Origin of the sequence: Marisediminicola senii, assembly GCF_011057645.1 — a bacterium.
Lineage (GTDB): Bacteria > Actinomycetota > Actinomycetes > Actinomycetales > Microbacteriaceae > Marisediminicola > Marisediminicola senii.
The window spans coordinates 24,133-42,120 of record NZ_JAALGE010000024.1 but is presented as its reverse complement, the minus strand read 5'-3'; the positions used below and the strand labels follow the sequence as shown (position 1 = coordinate 42,120).

10 protein-coding genes are annotated in these 17,988 nt (G+C 69.9%); 3 read left to right on the top strand and 7 right to left on the bottom strand.

Features of this window, described 5'->3' with window-relative positions; translation table 11 throughout:
* The 4 genes from ligA to G5S38_RS09190 all read right to left on the bottom strand — a co-directional run.
* Positions 1-2,243, bottom strand: a 2,243-nt coding sequence (ligA, locus tag G5S38_RS09205) for an NAD-dependent DNA ligase LigA (protein ID WP_165067653.1), incomplete at its 3' end; no start/stop codon positions are given.
* A 134-nt stretch (positions 2,244-2,377) separates the two neighbouring features.
* Positions 2,378-3,535 carry a tRNA 2-thiouridine(34) synthase MnmA gene (mnmA, locus tag G5S38_RS09200; RefSeq protein ID WP_165067630.1) on the bottom strand — a complete coding sequence of 386 codons (1,158 nt, stop codon included), beginning with the start codon at positions 3,533-3,535 and terminating at the stop codon, positions 2,378-2,380.
* A gap of 55 nt (positions 3,536-3,590) precedes the next feature.
* Positions 3,591-4,232 carry a hypothetical protein gene (locus G5S38_RS09195; protein ID WP_165067628.1) on the bottom strand — a complete coding sequence of 214 codons (642 nt, stop codon included), beginning with the start codon at positions 4,230-4,232 and terminating at the stop codon, positions 3,591-3,593.
* Entirely contained in the window at positions 4,219-5,424 is a 1,206-nt protein-coding gene (locus G5S38_RS09190; protein ID WP_165067625.1) for a cysteine desulfurase family protein, read from the bottom strand. The genes G5S38_RS09195 and G5S38_RS09190 overlap by 14 nt, the downstream gene beginning before the upstream one ends.
* Before the next feature lie 139 nt (positions 5,425-5,563).
* On the opposite strand from G5S38_RS09190, the gene glgX reads away from it, so the two are divergent.
* On the top strand, positions 5,564-7,663 hold the full coding sequence (gene glgX / locus G5S38_RS09185; protein ID WP_165067623.1) for a glycogen debranching protein GlgX: 2,100 nt from the start codon (positions 5,564-5,566) through the stop codon (positions 7,661-7,663).
* A gap of 36 nt (positions 7,664-7,699) precedes the next feature.
* Here glgX and glgP read toward each other — a convergent pair whose 3' ends face one another.
* Complete coding sequence (gene glgP, locus G5S38_RS09180) at positions 7,700-10,255, bottom strand: alpha-glucan family phosphorylase (RefSeq protein WP_165067620.1); 2,556 nt, start codon at positions 10,253-10,255, stop codon at positions 7,700-7,702.
* Positions 10,256-10,350: 95 nt separating this feature from the next.
* On the opposite strand from glgP, the gene G5S38_RS09175 reads away from it, so the two are divergent.
* Together G5S38_RS09175 and glgB are read left to right on the top strand one after the other, a co-directional pair.
* Complete coding sequence (locus G5S38_RS09175; RefSeq protein ID WP_165067650.1) at positions 10,351-12,348, top strand: alpha-1,4-glucan--maltose-1-phosphate maltosyltransferase; 1,998 nt, start codon at positions 10,351-10,353, stop codon at positions 12,346-12,348.
* Positions 12,348-14,759, top strand: coding sequence for a 1,4-alpha-glucan branching protein GlgB (gene glgB, locus G5S38_RS09170; protein WP_165067618.1), 2,412 nt, complete (start codon positions 12,348-12,350; stop codon positions 14,757-14,759). The genes G5S38_RS09175 and glgB overlap by 1 nt, the downstream gene beginning before the upstream one ends.
* 341 nt (positions 14,760-15,100) lie before the next feature.
* Here the strand turns inward: glgB and G5S38_RS09165 are convergent, their stop codons facing one another.
* Together G5S38_RS09165 and G5S38_RS09160 are read right to left on the bottom strand one after the other, a co-directional pair.
* Entirely contained in the window at positions 15,101-16,045 is a 945-nt protein-coding gene (locus G5S38_RS09165; RefSeq protein WP_165067616.1) for a tetratricopeptide repeat protein, read from the bottom strand.
* Entirely contained in the window at positions 16,042-17,793 is a 1,752-nt protein-coding gene (locus tag G5S38_RS09160; protein ID WP_165067614.1) for a hypothetical protein, read from the bottom strand. The genes G5S38_RS09165 and G5S38_RS09160 overlap by 4 nt, the downstream gene beginning before the upstream one ends.
* Positions 17,794-17,988: the final 195 nt, after the last annotated feature.

Genomic DNA, 17,988 nt, shown 5'->3' with positions numbered 1-17,988 from the left:
GCGGCGGGGCCCTCGGCGAGGAGCAGCGCGAACTGCGCAGCATCGATGATGCGCACCCCGAGCTGCTCGGCCTTGCCCAGCTTGGATCCCGCGCCGGGGCCCGCCGCGACGAAGTGCGTCTTCTTGCTGACGCTGCTGCCGGCCTTACCGCCCGCGGCCATGATGGCCTCGAGGGCGCCCTCGCGGGTGAATCCCTCGAGGCTGCCTGTGGCGACGACGGTGATGCCGTCGAGCACTCCCCCGGCGGCGACCTGTGCGCCGGGCCCCGGGTGCCCAGGGGTCGTCCACTGCACGCCGGCCGCGGCCCAGGTGTCGACGATCTCGGCGTGCCAGTCGACCGCGAACCAGTCGATCAGGGCGTCGGCGATGATGCCTCCCACCCCGTCGACCGCGGCGAGCTCGTCGCGGCTGGCGGAGCGGATCGCGTCGAGCGACCCGAAGTACCCGGCGAGGGCGCGGGCCGCGACGGGGCCGACATGACGGATGCTGAGGGCGACGAGGAACCGCCACAGATCGCGGGTCCTTGCGCCCTCGAGGTTGCGGATCAGGTCGTACGCGACCTTCGACGGGATGAATTCGGCATCGCCGTCGAACTGGCTGGCATCGGCGTCGAAAGCGGGGTCTTTCTTCTGTCGGCGCCGACGGTAGGGGGTGACGACTTTGGGCGTTCCGTCGTCGGCGAGCTTGGGCATTCCGGTCTCGGTGTCTCGTACGATCACCCGGATGGGGAACAGGTCGGCGAGGGTGAGGTCGAACAGGCCGGCCTCGGTGATGAGGGGCGGGTTCTCGGGAAACACCGGCTGCGTGAGCGCCGCGGCACCCACCTCGCCGAGCCCCTCGATGTCGAGCGCCCCCCGGCTGCCGACGTGCTCGACGCGCCCGCGCACCTGGGCGGGGCAACTGCGCGCGTTGGGGCAGCGCAGGTCGACGTCGCCCTCTTTCGATGGCGCGAGCGCGGTGCCGCACACCGGGCAGTGGGTGGGCATCACGAATTCGCGCTCGTCACCGGTGCGCAGCTCGACCACGGGCCCGAGCACCTCGGGGATCACGTCGCCGGCCTTGCGCAGCACGACGATGTCGCCGATGAGCACGCCCTTGGCCTTCACGACGTCCTGGTTGTGCAGTGTGGCCTGGCGCACCTCGCTGCCGGCGACGAGTGCCTTCTCCATCACCGCGAACGGGGTAGCGCGGCCCGTGCGGCCGATCGACACCACGATGTCGAGCAGCCGGGTGTTGACCTCTTCTGGCGGGTACTTGAACGCGGTCGCCCAGCGGGGGGCACGGCTGGTGGCGCCCAGCTCGAGGTGCAGGTCGAGGTTGTCGACCTTGACGACGATGCCGTCGATCTGGTGCTCGACCGTGCTGCGCGCCGACCCGTAGCGCCGGATGTACTCGTGCACCTGTGCGATCTCGTCGAAGACGCGGAAGTGGGTGGAGATCGGGAGTCCCCACTCGCCGAGCAGCGCGTACACCTCGGACTGCGCGGTCACCGGCGTCGAGCTCTCGATCTCGCGCACCGGCCACGCGCCGATGCCGTGCACGAGCATGCGCAGGCGTGACAGCCGGTCGCGTACGAGCGCGAGCTTGGCCTCGCTCTTGCCCTCGACCTTCTGCCGCAGCGACCCGCTCGCGGCGTTGCGCGGGTTGGCGAACACGCGCTCCCCGGCCGCCGCCTGGCGGGCGTTGAGCTCGTCGAACAGGGCGACGGGAAAGAAGATCTCGCCGCGCACCTCGACGAGGTCGGGGTGGCCGGTGCCGCTCAGGCGTTCGGGGATCGACCCCATGGCCAGCACGTTCTGGGTGACGTCTTCGCCCACGACACCGTCGCCGCGGGTGGCCGCGGTGACCAGCACCCCGCGCTCATAGCGCAGGTTGATGGCCAGGCCGTCGATCTTGAGTTCGGTGAGATAGCGCACGTCGGCCGTGCCGGCATCGCGTTCGACCTTGGCCGCCCACGCGTCGAGCTCGTTCTCGCTGAACACGTTGTCGAGGCTGAGCATGCGCTCGGCGTGCTCGACCGGGTCGAACAGCGTCGTCTCAGCCCGCCCTCCGACGGTCTGGGTCGGGCTGTCCTGCGACTGCAGCTCGGGAAACTCATCCTCGAGCTGCTGGAGCCGCCGCACCATCGCGTCGTAGTCGGCGTCGGAGACCGGCGAGGCGTTGCTCTCGTAGTAGGCGTCACGCAGCGCGAGGATGCGCGTCGTCAGCTGGTCGGATTCGTCCTTCGCGGCCGTGAACTGCACGGCTGTAACCGGCGCAGTCGTGGATTGCGCGGTCGTGGATTGCGCGGTCTCTGCTGCGGAACTGGCATCGGGTTGTTGCACCCCGCCAGCTTACGGACGACGACCGACATCCCACCCGACGGGACGGGGATGGATCAGGCGACCGGCACCGGCACGGCGCTGGTGGTGCGGTGGATGGTGCACTGCCCGAGCACGCGCGTTCCGACGTAGACCACGGCGGTCTGGCCTGGGGCGACGCCGTTGAGCGGCTCGACCGGGGTGATCACCATCTCGTTCTCACCCGAGATGGGCACCGAGTAGGTGCCCTGCGTCTGCCGCACCGCGGGCCGCACAACGGCGATGGCGGGTACCGGGTCGGCGTGGGCGCGAATCTGCACGTGGCATTCGAAGGGTATGGATGCGTCGGCCGGCGCATTCCCCGCCCAGCTGTACGAGCTGCCGGCGATCTCGGCGATGTCGAGTGCCTCCTTGGGCCCGACCACGACCTCGTTGGTGCTCGGACGCACCTCGAGCACGAAGCGGGGCCGGCCGTCGGGGCTGGGCACCCCGAGGTTGAGTCCCTTGCGCTGCCCGACCGTGAAGGCGTGGGCGCCCTCGTGGCTGCCGACGGTGTCTCCCCCGCGGTCGAGGATGACACCCTTCTCGGCGCCGACGCGTTCGGCGAGCCAGCCGCGGGTGTCGCCGTCGGGGATGAAGCAGATGTCGTGGGAGTCGGGCTTGGTGGCGACGCTGAAGCCGCGGGCTGCGGCCTCCGCCCGCACTTCGGCCTTGCTCGGGGTCGCACCGAGCGGGAACATGCTGTGCGCGAGCTGCTCCTTCGTGAGCACGCCGAGAACATAAGACTGGTCCTTGGCCCACGCGGCGGCGCGGTGCAGTTCGCGACCTCCCGCGTCATCCGTCACGATCGTCGCGTAGTGGCCGGTGGCGACGGCATCGAAGCCGAGGTCGATGGCCTTCTCGAGCAGGGCGGCGAACTTGATGCGCTCGTTGCAGCGCATGCACGGGTTCGGGGTGCGCCCCGCGGAGTACTCGGCGATGAAGTCGTCGACGACGTCGAGCTTGAAGCGCTCGGAGAAGTCCCACACGTAGTACGGGATGCCGATGATATTGGCGGCCCGCTGCGCGTCCATCGAATCCTCGATGGTGCAGCATCCACGACTGCCGGTGCGCAGGGTTCCCGGCATACGACTGAGCGCGAGGTGCACGCCGACGACGTCGTGGCCGGCGTCTACCGCCCTGGCTGCGGCCACCGCCGAATCGACGCCACCACTCATTGCTGCGAGAACCTTCATATCCCCATGGTACGGGCGACTGCCCGCGAGGCCTCCGGGTGCGGGCGCGCCGACGCTAGGGGATGTTGGGGCTCGCGAGCTGCACGGTGACGACGGACTGCCCCTCCACCGACAGGTCGGCGCCGATCACGAGGAACCACGACTGGTCGCTCTGCTCGCTGCTCGACAGCGCGGTGAGGGTGCTCTCGCCGGTGTCGGTGCTCTCGCGGGTGATCCAGCCGGCCTCGTCGAGGGTCGCGACCACGGATTCGGCCTGCGCGGCCGAGTCGACAGACGGGTCGAGCGTGATGGTGTGGATGATTCCCCAGTAGCGACCGTCGGCGACGGCCTCCACCTCCTGCGAATAGTCGTCGTCGTTGAGCAGCCCGGCGACCGCGACCAGGCCCGCGATGCGGTCGCCCACGCGCGTGGTCTCGGTCTGCGCGTATTCCAGTGTGAACTCCTCGACCCAGACCGGCAGCAGCGGGGACGGCTCGGCATCGGCCTGGTCGCTGCCTCCGTCGGCTCCGTCCGTCGCGTCGCCGTCGCCGGCCCCGTCGTCACCCGTGGAACCATCGCCTGCGCCGTCCCCGGCATCCGCACCGGCCGACGGCGACGCCGGCGTGAGGGTGGGCGTGTAGGCGGGGCCGCAGGCGGTGAGGGCGAACGCGAGCGCGGCGGCGGTCGCGAGCTGCGCGATGGTGTTACGCGGTGGCATGGACGTTCCTGTCGGAGTAGCCGGCCCGGCGCGCGCGGTCCACGGCGCCCGGGAGGGCGGCGAGGAACACGTCGACGTCGTAGTCGGTGCTGGTGTGGCCGAGGGTCACCCGGATGGCGCCGCGCGCCTCGTCTTCGTCGAGCCCCATCGCGAGGAGCACGTGGGATGCCTCGGGGATGCCGGCCTGGCAGGCCGACCCGGTGCTGACCGAGACGCCGGCGACGTCGAGCAGGAAGAGGAGCGAGTCGCCCTCGCAGCCGGGGAAGGTGAAGTGCGCGTTGTTGTCGATCCGGTCGACGGGGTCGCCGCGCAGCACGGCTTCCGGCACCGCCGCGCGCACGCCCGCGATCACCCGGTCGCGCAGCGGCGCGAGCGATGCGTGCGCCGCGCGGGCCGCGACGGCGAAGCCGATGGCTGCCGGGGCGTCCTGCGTTCCGGAGCGCACCTGGCGTTGCTGCCCTCCCCCGTGGATGAGCGGAACCACCGACGCGGTGCGCGCGACGACCAGGGCGCCGATGCCGAGCGGACCGCCGATCTTGTGGGCGGAGACGCTGAGCGCGGCGAGCCCGGACGACGCGAAGTCGATGGGGATGTGCCCGTACGCGGAGACCGCGTCGACGTGCACCGGCACGTCGAACCGGGCGGCGAGCGCCACCACCTCGGCCACCGGCTGCACGGTGCCGACCTCGTTGTTGGCGAGCAGCATCGTGACTAGCGCGACGTCGGGGCCGAGCGCCGCGGCGAGCGCGTCGACGGAGATGCGGCCGTCGGCGTCGAGCGGGATCCACTCGATGACCGCGCCCTCGTACTTCTCGAGCCACTCCACGGTATCGACGGTGGCGTGGTGTTCGCCACGGGGAACCAGGATGCGCGCGCGGGTCGGGGCCGCCGCATCCACCCCGGTCGCCTGCCCGGTTGAACGCTCCGGCGCAGGATTGCGGCGTGCCCAGTACAGGCCCTTGATGCCCAGGTTGACGGCTTCGGTGCCCCCTGAGGTGAAGACGACCTCGATCGGGTCGGCGCCGAGCGACGCCGCGACGCCCTCGCGTGCCTCTTCGAGCATGCGCCGCGCGTTCTGCCCCTGGCTGTGGATCGACGACGGGTTGCCGACGACGTCGAGGGCCTCGACGTAGGCCGCCTTCGCCTCCGGCAGCATCGGCGTCGTCGCCGCGTGGTCGAGGTAGACGGGCATTACGACTCCAGGGTCGGCGGGCGGTGCTGGTGTGCGGTGCTGGTGTGCGAGGTCTGGTGCAGGGGCTCCCGGCACCCCGGGAATCGCTGGCGACCGGGGGCGTCACGGAGGGTTTCGCGCGGCCCCTATCCTAAGACGCATGCCTGAGACCGACCCCGTGAGCGTTCTCGACAGCAGTGCCGCTGCCGACAACGACGCCGACCCCGACCACCTGCGCGACCTCGGGGTGCGTGCCACCGCCGACGGTGGCACGATCCGAGTGTGGTCCGACAGCGCCACCGCGATCGAGCTGTGCGTCTTCGCCGTGAAGGATCCGGACTGGATCGCCGACTCGGTGCAGCTCACCCGCGACGACCATGGCGTCTGGTCCGGGTTCTCCCCGTCGCTGCTGCCCGGCACCCGGTACGCGCTGCGCGCGAGCGGGCCCTCCGGCCCCAACCACGCGTTCGACCCCAGGCTCGCCCTCATCGACCCGTACTCGCGCGGCCTCGCCCGCACGTCGTCGGGCCGCTGGCGCTCGTACGTGCAGGACGACGCGTTCGACTGGGGCGGCGTGCAGAAGCCGGCGACGCCGCTCGACCACACCGTCATCTACGAGGCGCACGCCAAGGGCCTGACGAAGGCCAACCCTGCCATTCCCGAGCACCTGCGCGGCACGTATGCGGGCATCGCGCACCCCAGCACCATCGAATACCTGCAGGGCCTCGGCGTGACGGCGATCGAGCTGCTGCCCATCCACCAGTTCGTCAGCGAGCAGCGCCTCATCTCGCAGGGCCTCCGCAACTACTGGGGATACAACACGCTCAACTTCTTCACCCCGCACACGCAGTACGCGTCGCGCGACGCGCAGCTGGGCGGGCCGGGCGCCGTGCTGCGCGAGGTCAAGGGCATGGTCAAGCTGCTGCACGAAGCCGGCATCGAGGTCATCCTCGACGTGGTGTTCAACCACACGGCGGAGGAGGGCCCGGCCGGCCCCACCACGAGCCTGCGCGGGCTCGACAACGCGAACTACTACCGGCAGATGTCCGACGGCGACTACATCGACGTGACCGGCTGCGGCAACACCGTGGACTTCTCCACCCCCGCGGCGCAGCGGCTCGTGCTCGACTCGCTGCGCTACTGGGCCAACGACGTGCAGATCGACGGCTTTCGCTTCGACCTCGCCCCGGCGCTCGGCCGCGACGACCACGCCAGGTACGACCCGCAGCACCCGCTCCTCACAGCGATCGTCACCGACCCGGAGCTCGCCGGCGTCAAGATGATCTCCGAGCCGTGGGACCTCGGCATGGGCGGCTGGCAGGTCGGCAACTTCCCGGCCGGCTGGTCGGAGTGGAACGACGGCTACCGCGACCGGATGCGCGACTTCTGGCTCACCGACGTCGCATCGGAGCAGGCCCACGGGTCGCCCGCACAGGGCATCGGGGGAATGGCGAGGAGGCTCGCGGGGTCGTCGCACGTGTTCTCGCACGACCGCGGGCCGCTGGCATCCATCAATTTCGTCACCGCGCACGACGGCTTCACCCTCGCCGACCTCACCGCGTACAACCAGAAGCACAACCTCGGCAACGGCGAGAACAACCGCGACGGAACCGACAACAACCACTCGTACAACTTCGGCGTGGAGGGTCCGACGGTCGATGCCTCGGTGGTGGATGCCCGGCGCCTGGCCATGCGCAACCTGCTGGGTACCCTCCTGCTGTCGGCCGGCGTGCCGATGATCACCGCCGGTGACGAGTTCGGGCGAACGCAGCGCGGAAACAACAACGCCTACTGCCACGACAGCGAACTGACCTGGCTGCCGTGGACCCGCGACGGCTGGCAGGGCGAGCTGCTCGAGGTGTCGCGCACCCTGCTGCGGCTGCGGCGCGAGAACCCGGCGCTGCGCCCGGTGCGATTCAGCGTGATCGGCGAGAGCACCCCGTCGGCCTCCGAGATGGAGTGGTACTACGCCGACGGCGCGATGATGTCGGGAGAGCAGTGGGATTCGCCGCACGCCCGCACCCTGCAGTACCTGGCGGCGTCGACGCCGGAGCACGAGGAGCTCAACCGCATCCTGCTCGTGATGCACGGCAGGGGCACCCCGGTCACGGTGACCCTCCCCCGGCACGCCGGCATCAACTCGTACACCCTGCTGTGGGACAGCGCCGACGACGAGGCCGGAAGCCGGGGGTCGCGATCGCTACCCGGCGACACCCGCGACGTCGCCGGGCACTCGATGCAGCTGTTCCGCGCCGACTAGGGGCTGCGTTGAGAACTGGGCGGCGTCGAGCCCCGACTAGTCGGCGACCGCGACCAGCCCCAGCTCGGCCGGGCTTGCCAGCAACGGATGCTTCGGCACGACCCGCACGGTGTATCCGAAGCTCCCCGCCCGCGACAGCGGAACGGTGCCCGTGAACTGCGCGGGTCCCTCCCTCGTGGGCTGCGCGGTGAGCGCGATGTACTGGGTACGGTCGAGCCGGTCGCCGTCGATCGCCCGGCCGTAGACCACCTCGACCGCGACGTCGTCTGCGGTGAGCGCGTCGAGCTGCACGAACGCGCGCACGTGCAACTCGTCGCCGACCTGCGGCACGGTGTCGACCCCGCCGGACTCGACGTGGGCGACCGCGACGCCCGGCCACGCCGCGCGCACGCGCGACTTCCACGCGGCGAGCTCGCGCGCGCCGGCGAAGGAGTCGGCGCGCACCTCGCGTTCCGCGATCGCGGCCGGCGTGTAGAGCTGCGTGACGTACTGCTTGACCATGCGGTCGGCAGACAGCCTGGGCGACAGGGTCGACAGGGTGTGACGGATGCTGCGCACCCACCTCGACGGAACGCCGTCGTCACCGCGGTTGTAGAACCGCGGCGCGATCTCGTACTCGATGAGGTCGTACAGCGCGTTCGCCTCGAGCGTGTCGCGCTCGGCCGAGTCGCCTGCGGAGTCGGCGCTCGGGATGGCCCAGCCGTTCTCGCCGTCGTAGAACTCGGCCCACCAGCCGTCGAGGATCGACAGGTTGAGCGATCCGTTCAGCGCGGCCTTCATGCCGGAGGTGCCGCACGCCTCGAGCGGGCGCAGCGGGTTGTTCAGCCACACGTCGGTGCCCGGGTAGAGCAGCTGGGCCATGGCGATGTCGTAGTTCTCGAGGAACACGATGCGGGTGCGCAGTTCCGGGTCGGACGCGAAACGCACGAGCTTCTGGATGAGCCGCTTGCCCTCTTCGTCGGCGGGGTGGGACTTGCCGGCGATGACGATCTGCACCGGGCGGTCCTTCGAGAGCAGCAGCGAGCGCAGGCGGTTCTCGTCGTGCAGCATGAGGGTGAGGCGCTTGTAGGTGGGGACGCGGCGCGCGAACCCGATGGTGAGCACTTCGGGGTCGAGCAGGTCGGAGACCCACGATGGCGTGATCGACCCGGGGTTCTGCCCGGCGATCGCCGCGGCGATGCGGCTGCGCGCGTCGACGACGAGCTGCTGCCGCATGGCATTGCGCACCGCCCACAGGTCGGCGTCGCTCACCCGGTCGCTCGCCCAGTCCGCCTCGGTGGTGTCGGCCGTTCCGAGCTGCGTCGACGCGAGCTGCAGCAGGGCGGGGTCGGTCCAGGTGGGGGCGTGTACCCCGTTGGTGACCGATCCGATCGGCACGTCCGCGGCGTCGAAGCCCGGCCAGAGGTGACCGAACATGCCTCGACTGACCTCGCCGTGCAGCTGCGAGACCCCATTGGCGCGCTGTCCGAGCCGCAACCCCATCACGGCCATGTTGAACATGCGGGAGTCGCCGCCCTGGTAGCTCTCGGCACCGAGGGCGAGCACGTCGTCGACGCCGACGCCAGGCAGCATGCCGGTGGAGAAGTACTGGCGAATGAGGTCGGCCTCGAACCGGTCGATGCCCGCGGGCACCGGCGTGTGCGTGGTGAATACGGTGCCGGAGCGCACCACCTGCAGTGCCTCGTCGAAGCTCAGCCCGGTGCCGATCAGGTCGCCGACGCGCTCGAGGCCGAGGAATCCGGCGTGGCCCTCGTTGGTGTGGAACACCTCGGGTGCCGGTGCGCCGGTCAACTCGACGAGCAGCTTGATGGCGCGCACGCCGCCGACGCCGAGCAGAAGCTCCTGCAGCAGGCGGTGCTCGCTGCCGCCGCCATACAGCCGGTCGGTGACGCTGCGCAGGTCGTCGTCGTTCTCCGGCACGTCGGTGTCGAGCAACAGCAGGCGGATGCGCCCCACCGCGACCTGCCAGACCCTCGCCTGCAGCGTGCGGCCGTGCGGGAGCGCGAGCGACACGTGCGCCGCCATGCCGTCGGGGTGCCTCAGCACGCGCAGCGGCAGGCCGTCGGGGTCGAGCACCGGGTAGGACTCCTGCTGCCAGCCGTCTGACGAGATGGCCTGCGCGAAGTAGCCGGAGCGGTAGAACAGGCCGACGCCGATGATCGGCACCCCGAGGTCCGACGCGCTCTTGAGGTGGTCGCCGGCGAGGATGCCGAGCCCGCCCGAGTACTGCGGAAGGGCGGCGGCGATCCCGAACTCCGGCGAGAAGTAGCCGATGGCGGCGGGGGCGCCCTCCGGGAGCGACTGGTACCAGCGCGGTTCGGTGAGGTAGGTGTGCAGGTCGGCGAGGCGCTCGTTGACACGCTGCACGAACCCCTCGTCACCCGCGAGTTCGAGCAGTCGCGCCGGCTCGATCTCGCCGAGCAGACCGATCGGATCGCGCCCGCTGCGCTCCCACAGTTCGGGCGACAGCGACGCGAAGAGTTCCCTGGTCGGCTCATGCCACGACCAGCGCAGGTTGGTCGCCAGCTCCTCGAGTCCGGCCAATGGTTCTGGCAGGGATGTACGCACGGTAAAACGCCTGATCGCCTTCACGAGAAGCAGCCTAGGGGCATCGTGCGACCACCGTGCACAACCCATCGGATGACAGAACCTAGTACGGTCGGAACGTGGCTACGGCAAATAAAACCATGATGGGGCGCATCCCCATTCGAGACCTCTCACCGCAGCAACCCGGCGCTCTCTGGCCGGCTAAAGCGTATGTCGGGGAGGTGGTCCCGTTCGCCGCGACCATCTTCAAGGACGGGCACGACGTGCTCGGGGCCGAGGTGCTGCTCACGGCCCCGGATGCCACGGTGACCCGTCACCGCATGGCGCCGGGCGCCCCCGGCACCGACCGCTGGCACGCGGAGGCCCCCGTCGCCTCGCAGGGCGCGTGGAGCTACGTCGTCATGGCGTGGAACGACGACTGGGCGACCTGGCTGCACAATGCCGAGATCAAGGTGCCAGCCGGTGTCGACGTGGAGCTGATGCTCACCACGGGCTCGCAGCTGCTCACGCGCGCAGCCGAGGCCGCGGCATCCACCGGGTCGACGACCGAGCAGGCGACGCTGGATGCTGCCGCCGCGACCATGGCGAACACCGCACTGGCCGCTGCCGACCGACTCGCTGCCGCAGAGCAGCCCGACGTGCTCGCCGCGATCGACGCCGCCCCGCTGATGAGCCTCGTGACCGAGTCCTCGTCGCTCACCCTGCTCGTGGAGCGCGAGCGCGCCGGCTACGGCAGCTGGTACGAGTTCTTTCCCCGCTCCGAGGGCGCCGTCAAGAACGCCGACGGCAGCTGGACCAGCGGAACCTTCCGCACCGCCGCCGCCCGCCTTCCCGCGATCGCCGCGATGGGCTTCGACGTCGTCTACGTGCCGCCGATCCACCCGATCGGCACCACGAACCGCAAGGGACCGAACAACACCCTCGTCGCCGGCCCGAACGACCCGGGGTCGCCCTACGGCATCGGATCGGCCGACGGCGGTCACGACTCCATCCACCCGGAGCTCGGCACGGCGGCCGACCTGACCTGGTTCCTCGAGCAGTGCGCGGCCAACGGCCTCGAACTGGCCCTCGACATCGCCCTGCAGGCATCCCCCGACCACCCGTGGGTCACCGAGCACCCCGAGTGGTTCACCACCCTGCCCGACGGCTCCATCGCGCACGCAGAGAACCCGCCGAAGAAGTACCAGGACATCTACCCCCTGAACTTCGACAACGACCCCGAGGGCATCTACGACGAGATGCTGCGGGTGTTCAGGGTGTGGATAGGGTTCGGCATCAAGATCTTCCGGGTCGACAACCCGCACACCAAGCCGCTCGCGTTCTGGGAGCGCATCATCGCCGAGATCCTCGCCGACGACCCCGACATCATCTTCCTCTCCGAGGCGTTCACCCGCCCGGCGATGATGCGTGGCCTCGCGCAGGTCGGCTTCCAGCAGTCGTACACGTACTACACGTGGCGCAACACCAAGAAGGAGCTCGCGGACTACCTCACCGAGCTGTCGCACGAGACCAGCGACTACCTGCGGCCGAACCTGTTCGTGAACACCCACGACATCCTCACGCCGTACCTGCAGTTCGGCGGAACGCCCGCGTACAAGATCCGCGCGGCCATCGCCGCGACGGCGTCGCCCACCTGGGGCGTCTACACGGGCTACGAGCTGATCGAGAACGTCGCGCGCCCCGGCGCCGAGGAGAACATCGACAACGAGAAGTACGAGTTCACGTCGCGCGATTTCGCCACGGCAGAGAAGCTCGGCCGGTCGATCGCGCCGTACCTCACCAGGCTCAATGAGATCAGGGCGCAGCATCCATCGCTGCACCAGCTGCGCAACCTCGACGTGCACTGGAGCGACGACGACTCGATCCTCGTCTACAGCAAGTTCATCGACGGCGCCTACACCGACAGCGGCGAGAGCGACGCGATCATCGTGGTCGCGAACGTCGACCCGCACTCGGTGCGCGCATCGAACGTGTACCTCGACCCGACCCTGTTCGGGGTCGACCCCGAGCTGCCGTTCGACGTGACCGACCTGATCACGGGGCACACGTACACCTGGGGCCAGCGCAACTTCGTTCGCCTCGACGCATTCACCGAGCCAGTGCACATCCTGCGCGTCGAAATCCCGAAAGGCAGCTGATGGCTTCCCGAACCCCGTCCTCCCCCAAGACCCCGAAAACCCCGAAGACTCCGCGCGAGACGAAGGCGAGCAAAGCCGCCCCGGCCGAGGCTGAGACCGAGGCCGCGGAGGCGCCCGTCGCAGCTCCCGCGGCTGCGGAGGCGCCAGCTGCCGCTGCTGCGGAGGCGCCCGTCGCAGCTCCCGCCGCTGCGGAGGCGCCAGCTCCCGCCACCGCGGCTCCCACCGCCGAGGCACCCGCCGAACCCGAGTCCAGCCCGTTCCCGTGGCTGCACCCCGGGCTCATCGACGCCCTCGCCGCCGGCACGCACCCGCGCCCGCACGACACCCTCGGCCAGCACCCCGTCGAGGGCGGCTTCGTCATCCGCGCGCTGCGCCCGCTCGCCGAGTCGGTGACCGCGCTGCAGGACGACGGCACCCCGATCGCCATGCACCACGTCGCGAACGGCCTGTGGGAGGGCTTCGCGCCCGGCGCCGGCCAGGCATACGTGCTGTCGACCACCTACTCGAACGGCCCGGACTGGGTCGCGCAGGATCCGTACCGCTTCGTGCCGTCGGTCGGCGACATGGACCTCTACCTGTTCGGCGAGGGCAGGCACGAGCAGATGTGGACCGTGTTCGGCGCGCACTACCGCCCGCACGAAGACATCGCGGGCACCGCGTTCAGCGTCTGGGCGCCGCACGCCAAGGCCGTGCGCGTCATCGGCGACTTCAACGGCTGGTTCGGCGCCGCGCACGCGATGCGCAGGCTCGACGACAACGGCATCTGGGAGATCTTCGTACCCGGCGTCGAGCCGGGCGCCACCTACAAGTTCGAACTGCTCACCCAGGGTGACTACTGGGTAGAGCGCGCCGACCCGATGGCCCGCTCCACCGAGGTGCCCCCCGCGACGGCATCCAGGGTCGCCGACACCAGCTATGAATGGCAGGATGCCGGCTGGCTCGCCCGGCGCGCCGAGACCGACACCCACAACGGCCCGATGAGCATCTACGAGGTGCACCTCGGATCGTGGCGGCCCGGCCTCGGCTACCGCGAGGTCGCCGACCAGCTGGTGGAGTACGTCACCTCGGCCGGCTTCACCCACATCGAGTTCATGCCGCTCGCCGAGCACCCGTTCGGCGGCTCGTGGGGCTACCAGGTCACCGGGTACTTCGCCCCGACCAGCCGCTTCGGCAGCGGCGACGACCTGCGCTACCTGATCGACCGCCTGCACCAGGCGGGTATCGGCGTGATCATGGACTGGGTGCCAGGGCACTTTCCGAAGGATGAGTTCGCGCTCGCGAACTTCGACGGCCAGCCGCTGTACGAGCACTCCGACCCGCGCCGCGGCGAGCAGATGGACTGGGGCACCCTGATCTTCAACTTCGGGGATTCGCAGGTGCGCAACTTCCTGGTGTCGAATGCGCTGTTCTGGCTGGAGGAGTTCCACATCGACGGCCTGCGGGTCGATGCCGTGGCATCCATCCTCTATCTCGACTACTCGCGCGAAGAGGGCGAGTGGGAGCCGAACATCCACGGCGGACGCGAGAACCTCGAGGCCATCAGCTTCCTGCAGGAGGTCAACGCCACCGCGTACAAGCGCAACCCCGGCGTCGTGATGATCGCCGAGGAGTCCACCTCGTTCCCCGGCGTCTCGCGCCCCACCGCCGGTGGCGGACTCGGGTTCGGAATGAAGTGGAACATGGGCTGGATGCACGACACCCTGTCGTACATGCAGGCCGACCCGATGTGGCGTGCACACCACCACGGCGAGATCACCTTCAGCATGGTCTACGCCTACACCGAGAACTTCCTGCTGCCGATCAGTCACGACGAGGTCGTGCACGGCAAGGGCTCGCTGCTCACCAAGATGCCCGGCGACCAGTGGCAGAAGCTCGCGAACCTGCGCGTGTACCTGTCGTTCATGTGGGCGCACCCCGGCAAGCAGCTGCTCTTCATGGGCCAGGAATTCGGGCAGCCGTCTGAGTGGTCGGAGGAGCGCGGGCTCGACTGGTGGATCCTCGACCAGCCGGTGCACCAGGGGCTGCTCGCCCTCGTCAGCCGGCTCAACGCCGTCTACCGCGAGGAAGGCGCCCTCTGGCAGCAGGACTTCGACCCCGCCGGCTTCGAGTGGATCGACGGCGGCGCTGCCGAGCAGAACATCCTGTCGTTCCTGCGCTGGTCGTCGGACGGCCAGCCGATCGCGGTCGTGCTGAACTTCTCCGGCGCCCCGGTCGGCCCGTACCGGGTCGCCCTGCCGTTCGCCGGCGTCTGGGACGAACTGGTGAACACCGACGCCGAGGAGTACGGCGGATCGGGTGTCGGCAACTTCGGCTCGGTCACCGCGGTCGACGAGCCGTGGGCCGGACGCCCAGCGCACGCCGAGGTCACGCTTCCGCCGCTCGGCGGACTGTGGCTCAAGCTGCGCCGCTAGGCACCGGGGCGCCGCACGCGCCAGCAGCATCACGCACAACGGCCGGCCGGGTTTCGCACCCGGCCGGCCGTTCGTATTGCGGGCTGCTCCTCACCGGCGGAACGCGCACCCCGGCTGTCGTTGCTTTCATCATTCAGGAGCCGCGGGCTGCGATCTCTCATCATTCAGGAGCCGCGGGCTGCGATCTCTCATCATTCAGGAGCCGCGGGCTGCGATCTCTCATCATTCAGGAGTTCGGGGGCTGAACCGGCCCGAATGCGCCATCTGCAAGCAGATCCGCGCCGTATCGCACTTCTGACGCTCGCGGACTCCTGAATAATGAAAGCCCACAGGGGCTGCAGTCAGTACAGCAGCGCGGTGAGGCGACGACGGGCCGCCCCGACGCGCGGGTCGTCCGACCCGGCGATCTCGAAGTACTCGAGCATGCGCGTGCGCACGGCGTTCTTCTGCTCCTGGTCGAGCGACACGAACAGCGTCAGCAGGCGGTCGAAGGCGTCCTCGAGGTGCCCACCCGAAACGTCGAGGTCGGCGACGGCGAGCTGCGCGTCGACGTCGGTCGGGTCCGCCGCGGCGGCGGTTCGGATGGCGTCGGCGGTCTGCGAGCCGAGGCGGTGCAGCAGCGACACCTGCGCGAGGCCGGCGACCGCGAGGGCGTCGCGCGGGTCCTGCGCGATCGCGGTGCGGTACGCGGCGATCGCGCCGGGGTAGTCGCCCTTCTCGATGGCGTCGTACGCCTCCTGGTGCAGGGGCGGCAGCGGCTCCTCGACGGGCTCCGCCTCGGTGGATGCCTCGGCTCCCCCCACCGTCACGGAACCGGTGACCCCGCTCTGGGCCGCGAACTCGAGCACCTTGTCGAGCACCTGCCGCGCGTCGGCCTCCGGCAGCTCGCCTTCGAACAGGGCGAGGGGCTTGCCGCCGATCACCGCGGCGACGGTCGGGGCCACCTGCACCTGGAACGCCTGCTGCAGCTGGGGGTTCGCCGTGGCATCCACCCTCGCCAGTACCATGCGGCCGGCGTGGCCGGTCACCAGGGTCGCGAGCGTGCTCGAGGTCTGGCCGGCGTGCAGCTCGACGATGACGGGCACCGTCTGCGACAGCTCGAGGATCGCGGGGAAGGTCGCGTCGGAGGCGTCGACGACGAGCGCGGGCACTGCCTGGCTGCCGCCGTTGCCGGCCGGGGCTGCACCGGGCGTCGCGGCGGGAGCAGCAGACGCGGGCGGGCGCACGAGCGACGACAGGTCGACGGCTCCGCGGAGGCTCGCTGCAGAGGGCGGGATGTTGGTCATGGAATCTCCTGGGCGCTGAGCAGGGCTTCGCTGAAGCCGAGAAGGACGGTCTTGTCGGTGCTGCCGATCGGCGGGATGTAGAACAGCAGCTGGTAGCTGTATTCGGCCGTGTACCCGCGGGTGCTGCCCTCCGACCCGGTGAGCGTCTTGACGAGCCCGGTCGGGTTGATGGTGTCGCCCTCGATCGACGGCCGCGCGGTCGTGGTCTCGGTCAGGTAGGTGGTCACCAGCGCACCCGATTCATTGGATGCCAGTGCGATCGTCTCGGCATCGCCGACGCCATAGCTGTACTCGAGGGTGCCGTTCGCCTCCTTGAGCGCGTTGATCTGCTCGTCCCTGGCTGCCGGGTCGATCTGCGGAAGCAGGTTGTCGCTCTCGAGGTCGAAGGCCGGGGCGTTCACGCTCGCGTCGCCGGTGGTGACGACGTCCTTGTAGTTCGCCAGAACGTTGCCCGGAGCCATCGACAGCAGCTTCGTGTCGGGGCTGAGCCTCGGTGCTCCGACGCCGCGGGGGGCGAGCTCCGGCAGCGTGGCGTTGGGCTCGAGCGTCACGGCGTAGTACACCTTGTACTGCTCGCGCGGCGACTGCTGCACGAGCATGACCGACCACGGGGCGACGGTGGCCGGATCCGGGCTCTCGACGACGGCGAAGATGGCGCGCGGCCACGGGTCGGAGTCGACGGGGAGGCTCTGCGGCACCGACACGGCGACCGGGCCGCTGGGGAAGGCGGGGAGCGCGGGGTGGGCTGGGTCCTTCTCGCGGATCGCGAAGTTGCCGATGCGCTGCTCGAGGGCGGGCCCGGTGAAGCGGTAGCCGAGCATGACCTCGTCGAGGCCACCCTCCGCGGTCTCGGCGACTTCGGAGACCTTGCCGATGATGGATTCGACCTGGCCGGTGGTGACCGCGGGAATGCTGGTCTCCTCGGGTTCGGCCGACGGGCTGGCCGAGGGCGACGACTCGGCGCTGGCCATGGTGAGGTCGGGCCAGCTGTCGCTCGCGCACGACGAGAGTCCGAGGGTGCCGACGAGCACGATGGGAACGACGGCAGTCATCCGGCTGATCGACCGGCGGCCGCGCGATCCGATGGCCCCTGGCTCGGTGCGGCCCGTCCTGCGCTGGCCGGAGGTGATGCTGCGGCGACGCGGGCCGCGGGTGCGGTGGGAGTGCACGAATGCCCACACGAAGAAGAAGAACGACAGCAGCAGCATGGCTCCCCCGGCGGCGATGAGCGGCGCTGCCCACGGCGTGCGGTTGTCGAGCGGCCAGCTGACGGTGACGGTCGACGGAGCGGGCTGCGTACCGTCGGAGACCACGATGATGGAGAGGTCCTCGCTGAGGCTGACCTGCATCGAGAGGGCGATGTCGCCGGTGTACTCGCGGAGCCACAGGTCGGAGCCGGCGGGGTTCGGCACGGTGACTTCTGACCCCGGTACCTCCTCGCTGGTGAGGGACTGGGTCTCGTCGTCGAAGCCGATCTCGTTGTACGAGGCGTCGCCGACCCAGGCCAGCACGTCGTCGGTGCGGCCGAATGCGGCGAAGATGGTGTCGGATCCACTGAGTTCGAGGTCCTGGCGACCCTCGAGGGAGTTGAGGGTCTCCCCGTCGATGACGGTGACCGTCGCGTCGGACGTCGCTTCCGCGGTGACGACGAGGCTGTCGGGCCCGGCGAGTACGGTTCGCTGCGCGACCCCGTAGCCGATGAGGACCACGGCGAGCACGAGGCTCACGATGGCGAAGATATATCGCACGAGTCATTCCTTTCGTGTTGCCGGGCCGATCGGGATCATGTCCCCTGGCACCCAGGAGGGCATCCATTCGCACGCCCAGTGGGGGCGCGGGATGCTCGGACAATCGTGTGGCGCCCGAAAAGGCAACAGACAAAGACAGTAAAGAGTAGCCGAAGTCGCGGTAGTCGCCCAATTGCCCTGTGAGAAGGCCCTGCA

Bases quoted from the DNA above. Each gene is read 5' to 3' on its own strand.
- G5S38_RS09195 (WP_165067628.1), bottom strand. From the start codon at position 4,232: ATGCCACCGCGTAACACCATCGCGCAGCTCGCGACCGCCGCCGCGCTC.
- glgB (WP_165067618.1), top strand. From the start codon at position 12,348: ATGGCTTCCCGAACCCCGTCCTCCCCCAAGACCCCGAAAACCCCGAAG.
- mnmA (WP_165067630.1), bottom strand. From the start codon at position 3,535: ATGAAGGTTCTCGCAGCAATGAGTGGTGGCGTCGATTCGGCGGTGGCC.
- glgX (WP_165067623.1), top strand. From the start codon at position 5,564: ATGCCTGAGACCGACCCCGTGAGCGTTCTCGACAGCAGTGCCGCTGCC.
- G5S38_RS09165 (WP_165067616.1), bottom strand. From the start codon at position 16,045: ATGACCAACATCCCGCCCTCTGCAGCGAGCCTCCGCGGAGCCGTCGAC.
- G5S38_RS09190 (WP_165067625.1), bottom strand. From the start codon at position 5,424: ATGCCCGTCTACCTCGACCACGCGGCGACGACGCCGATGCTGCCGGAG.
- G5S38_RS09175 (WP_165067650.1), top strand. From the start codon at position 10,351: ATGATGGGGCGCATCCCCATTCGAGACCTCTCACCGCAGCAACCCGGC.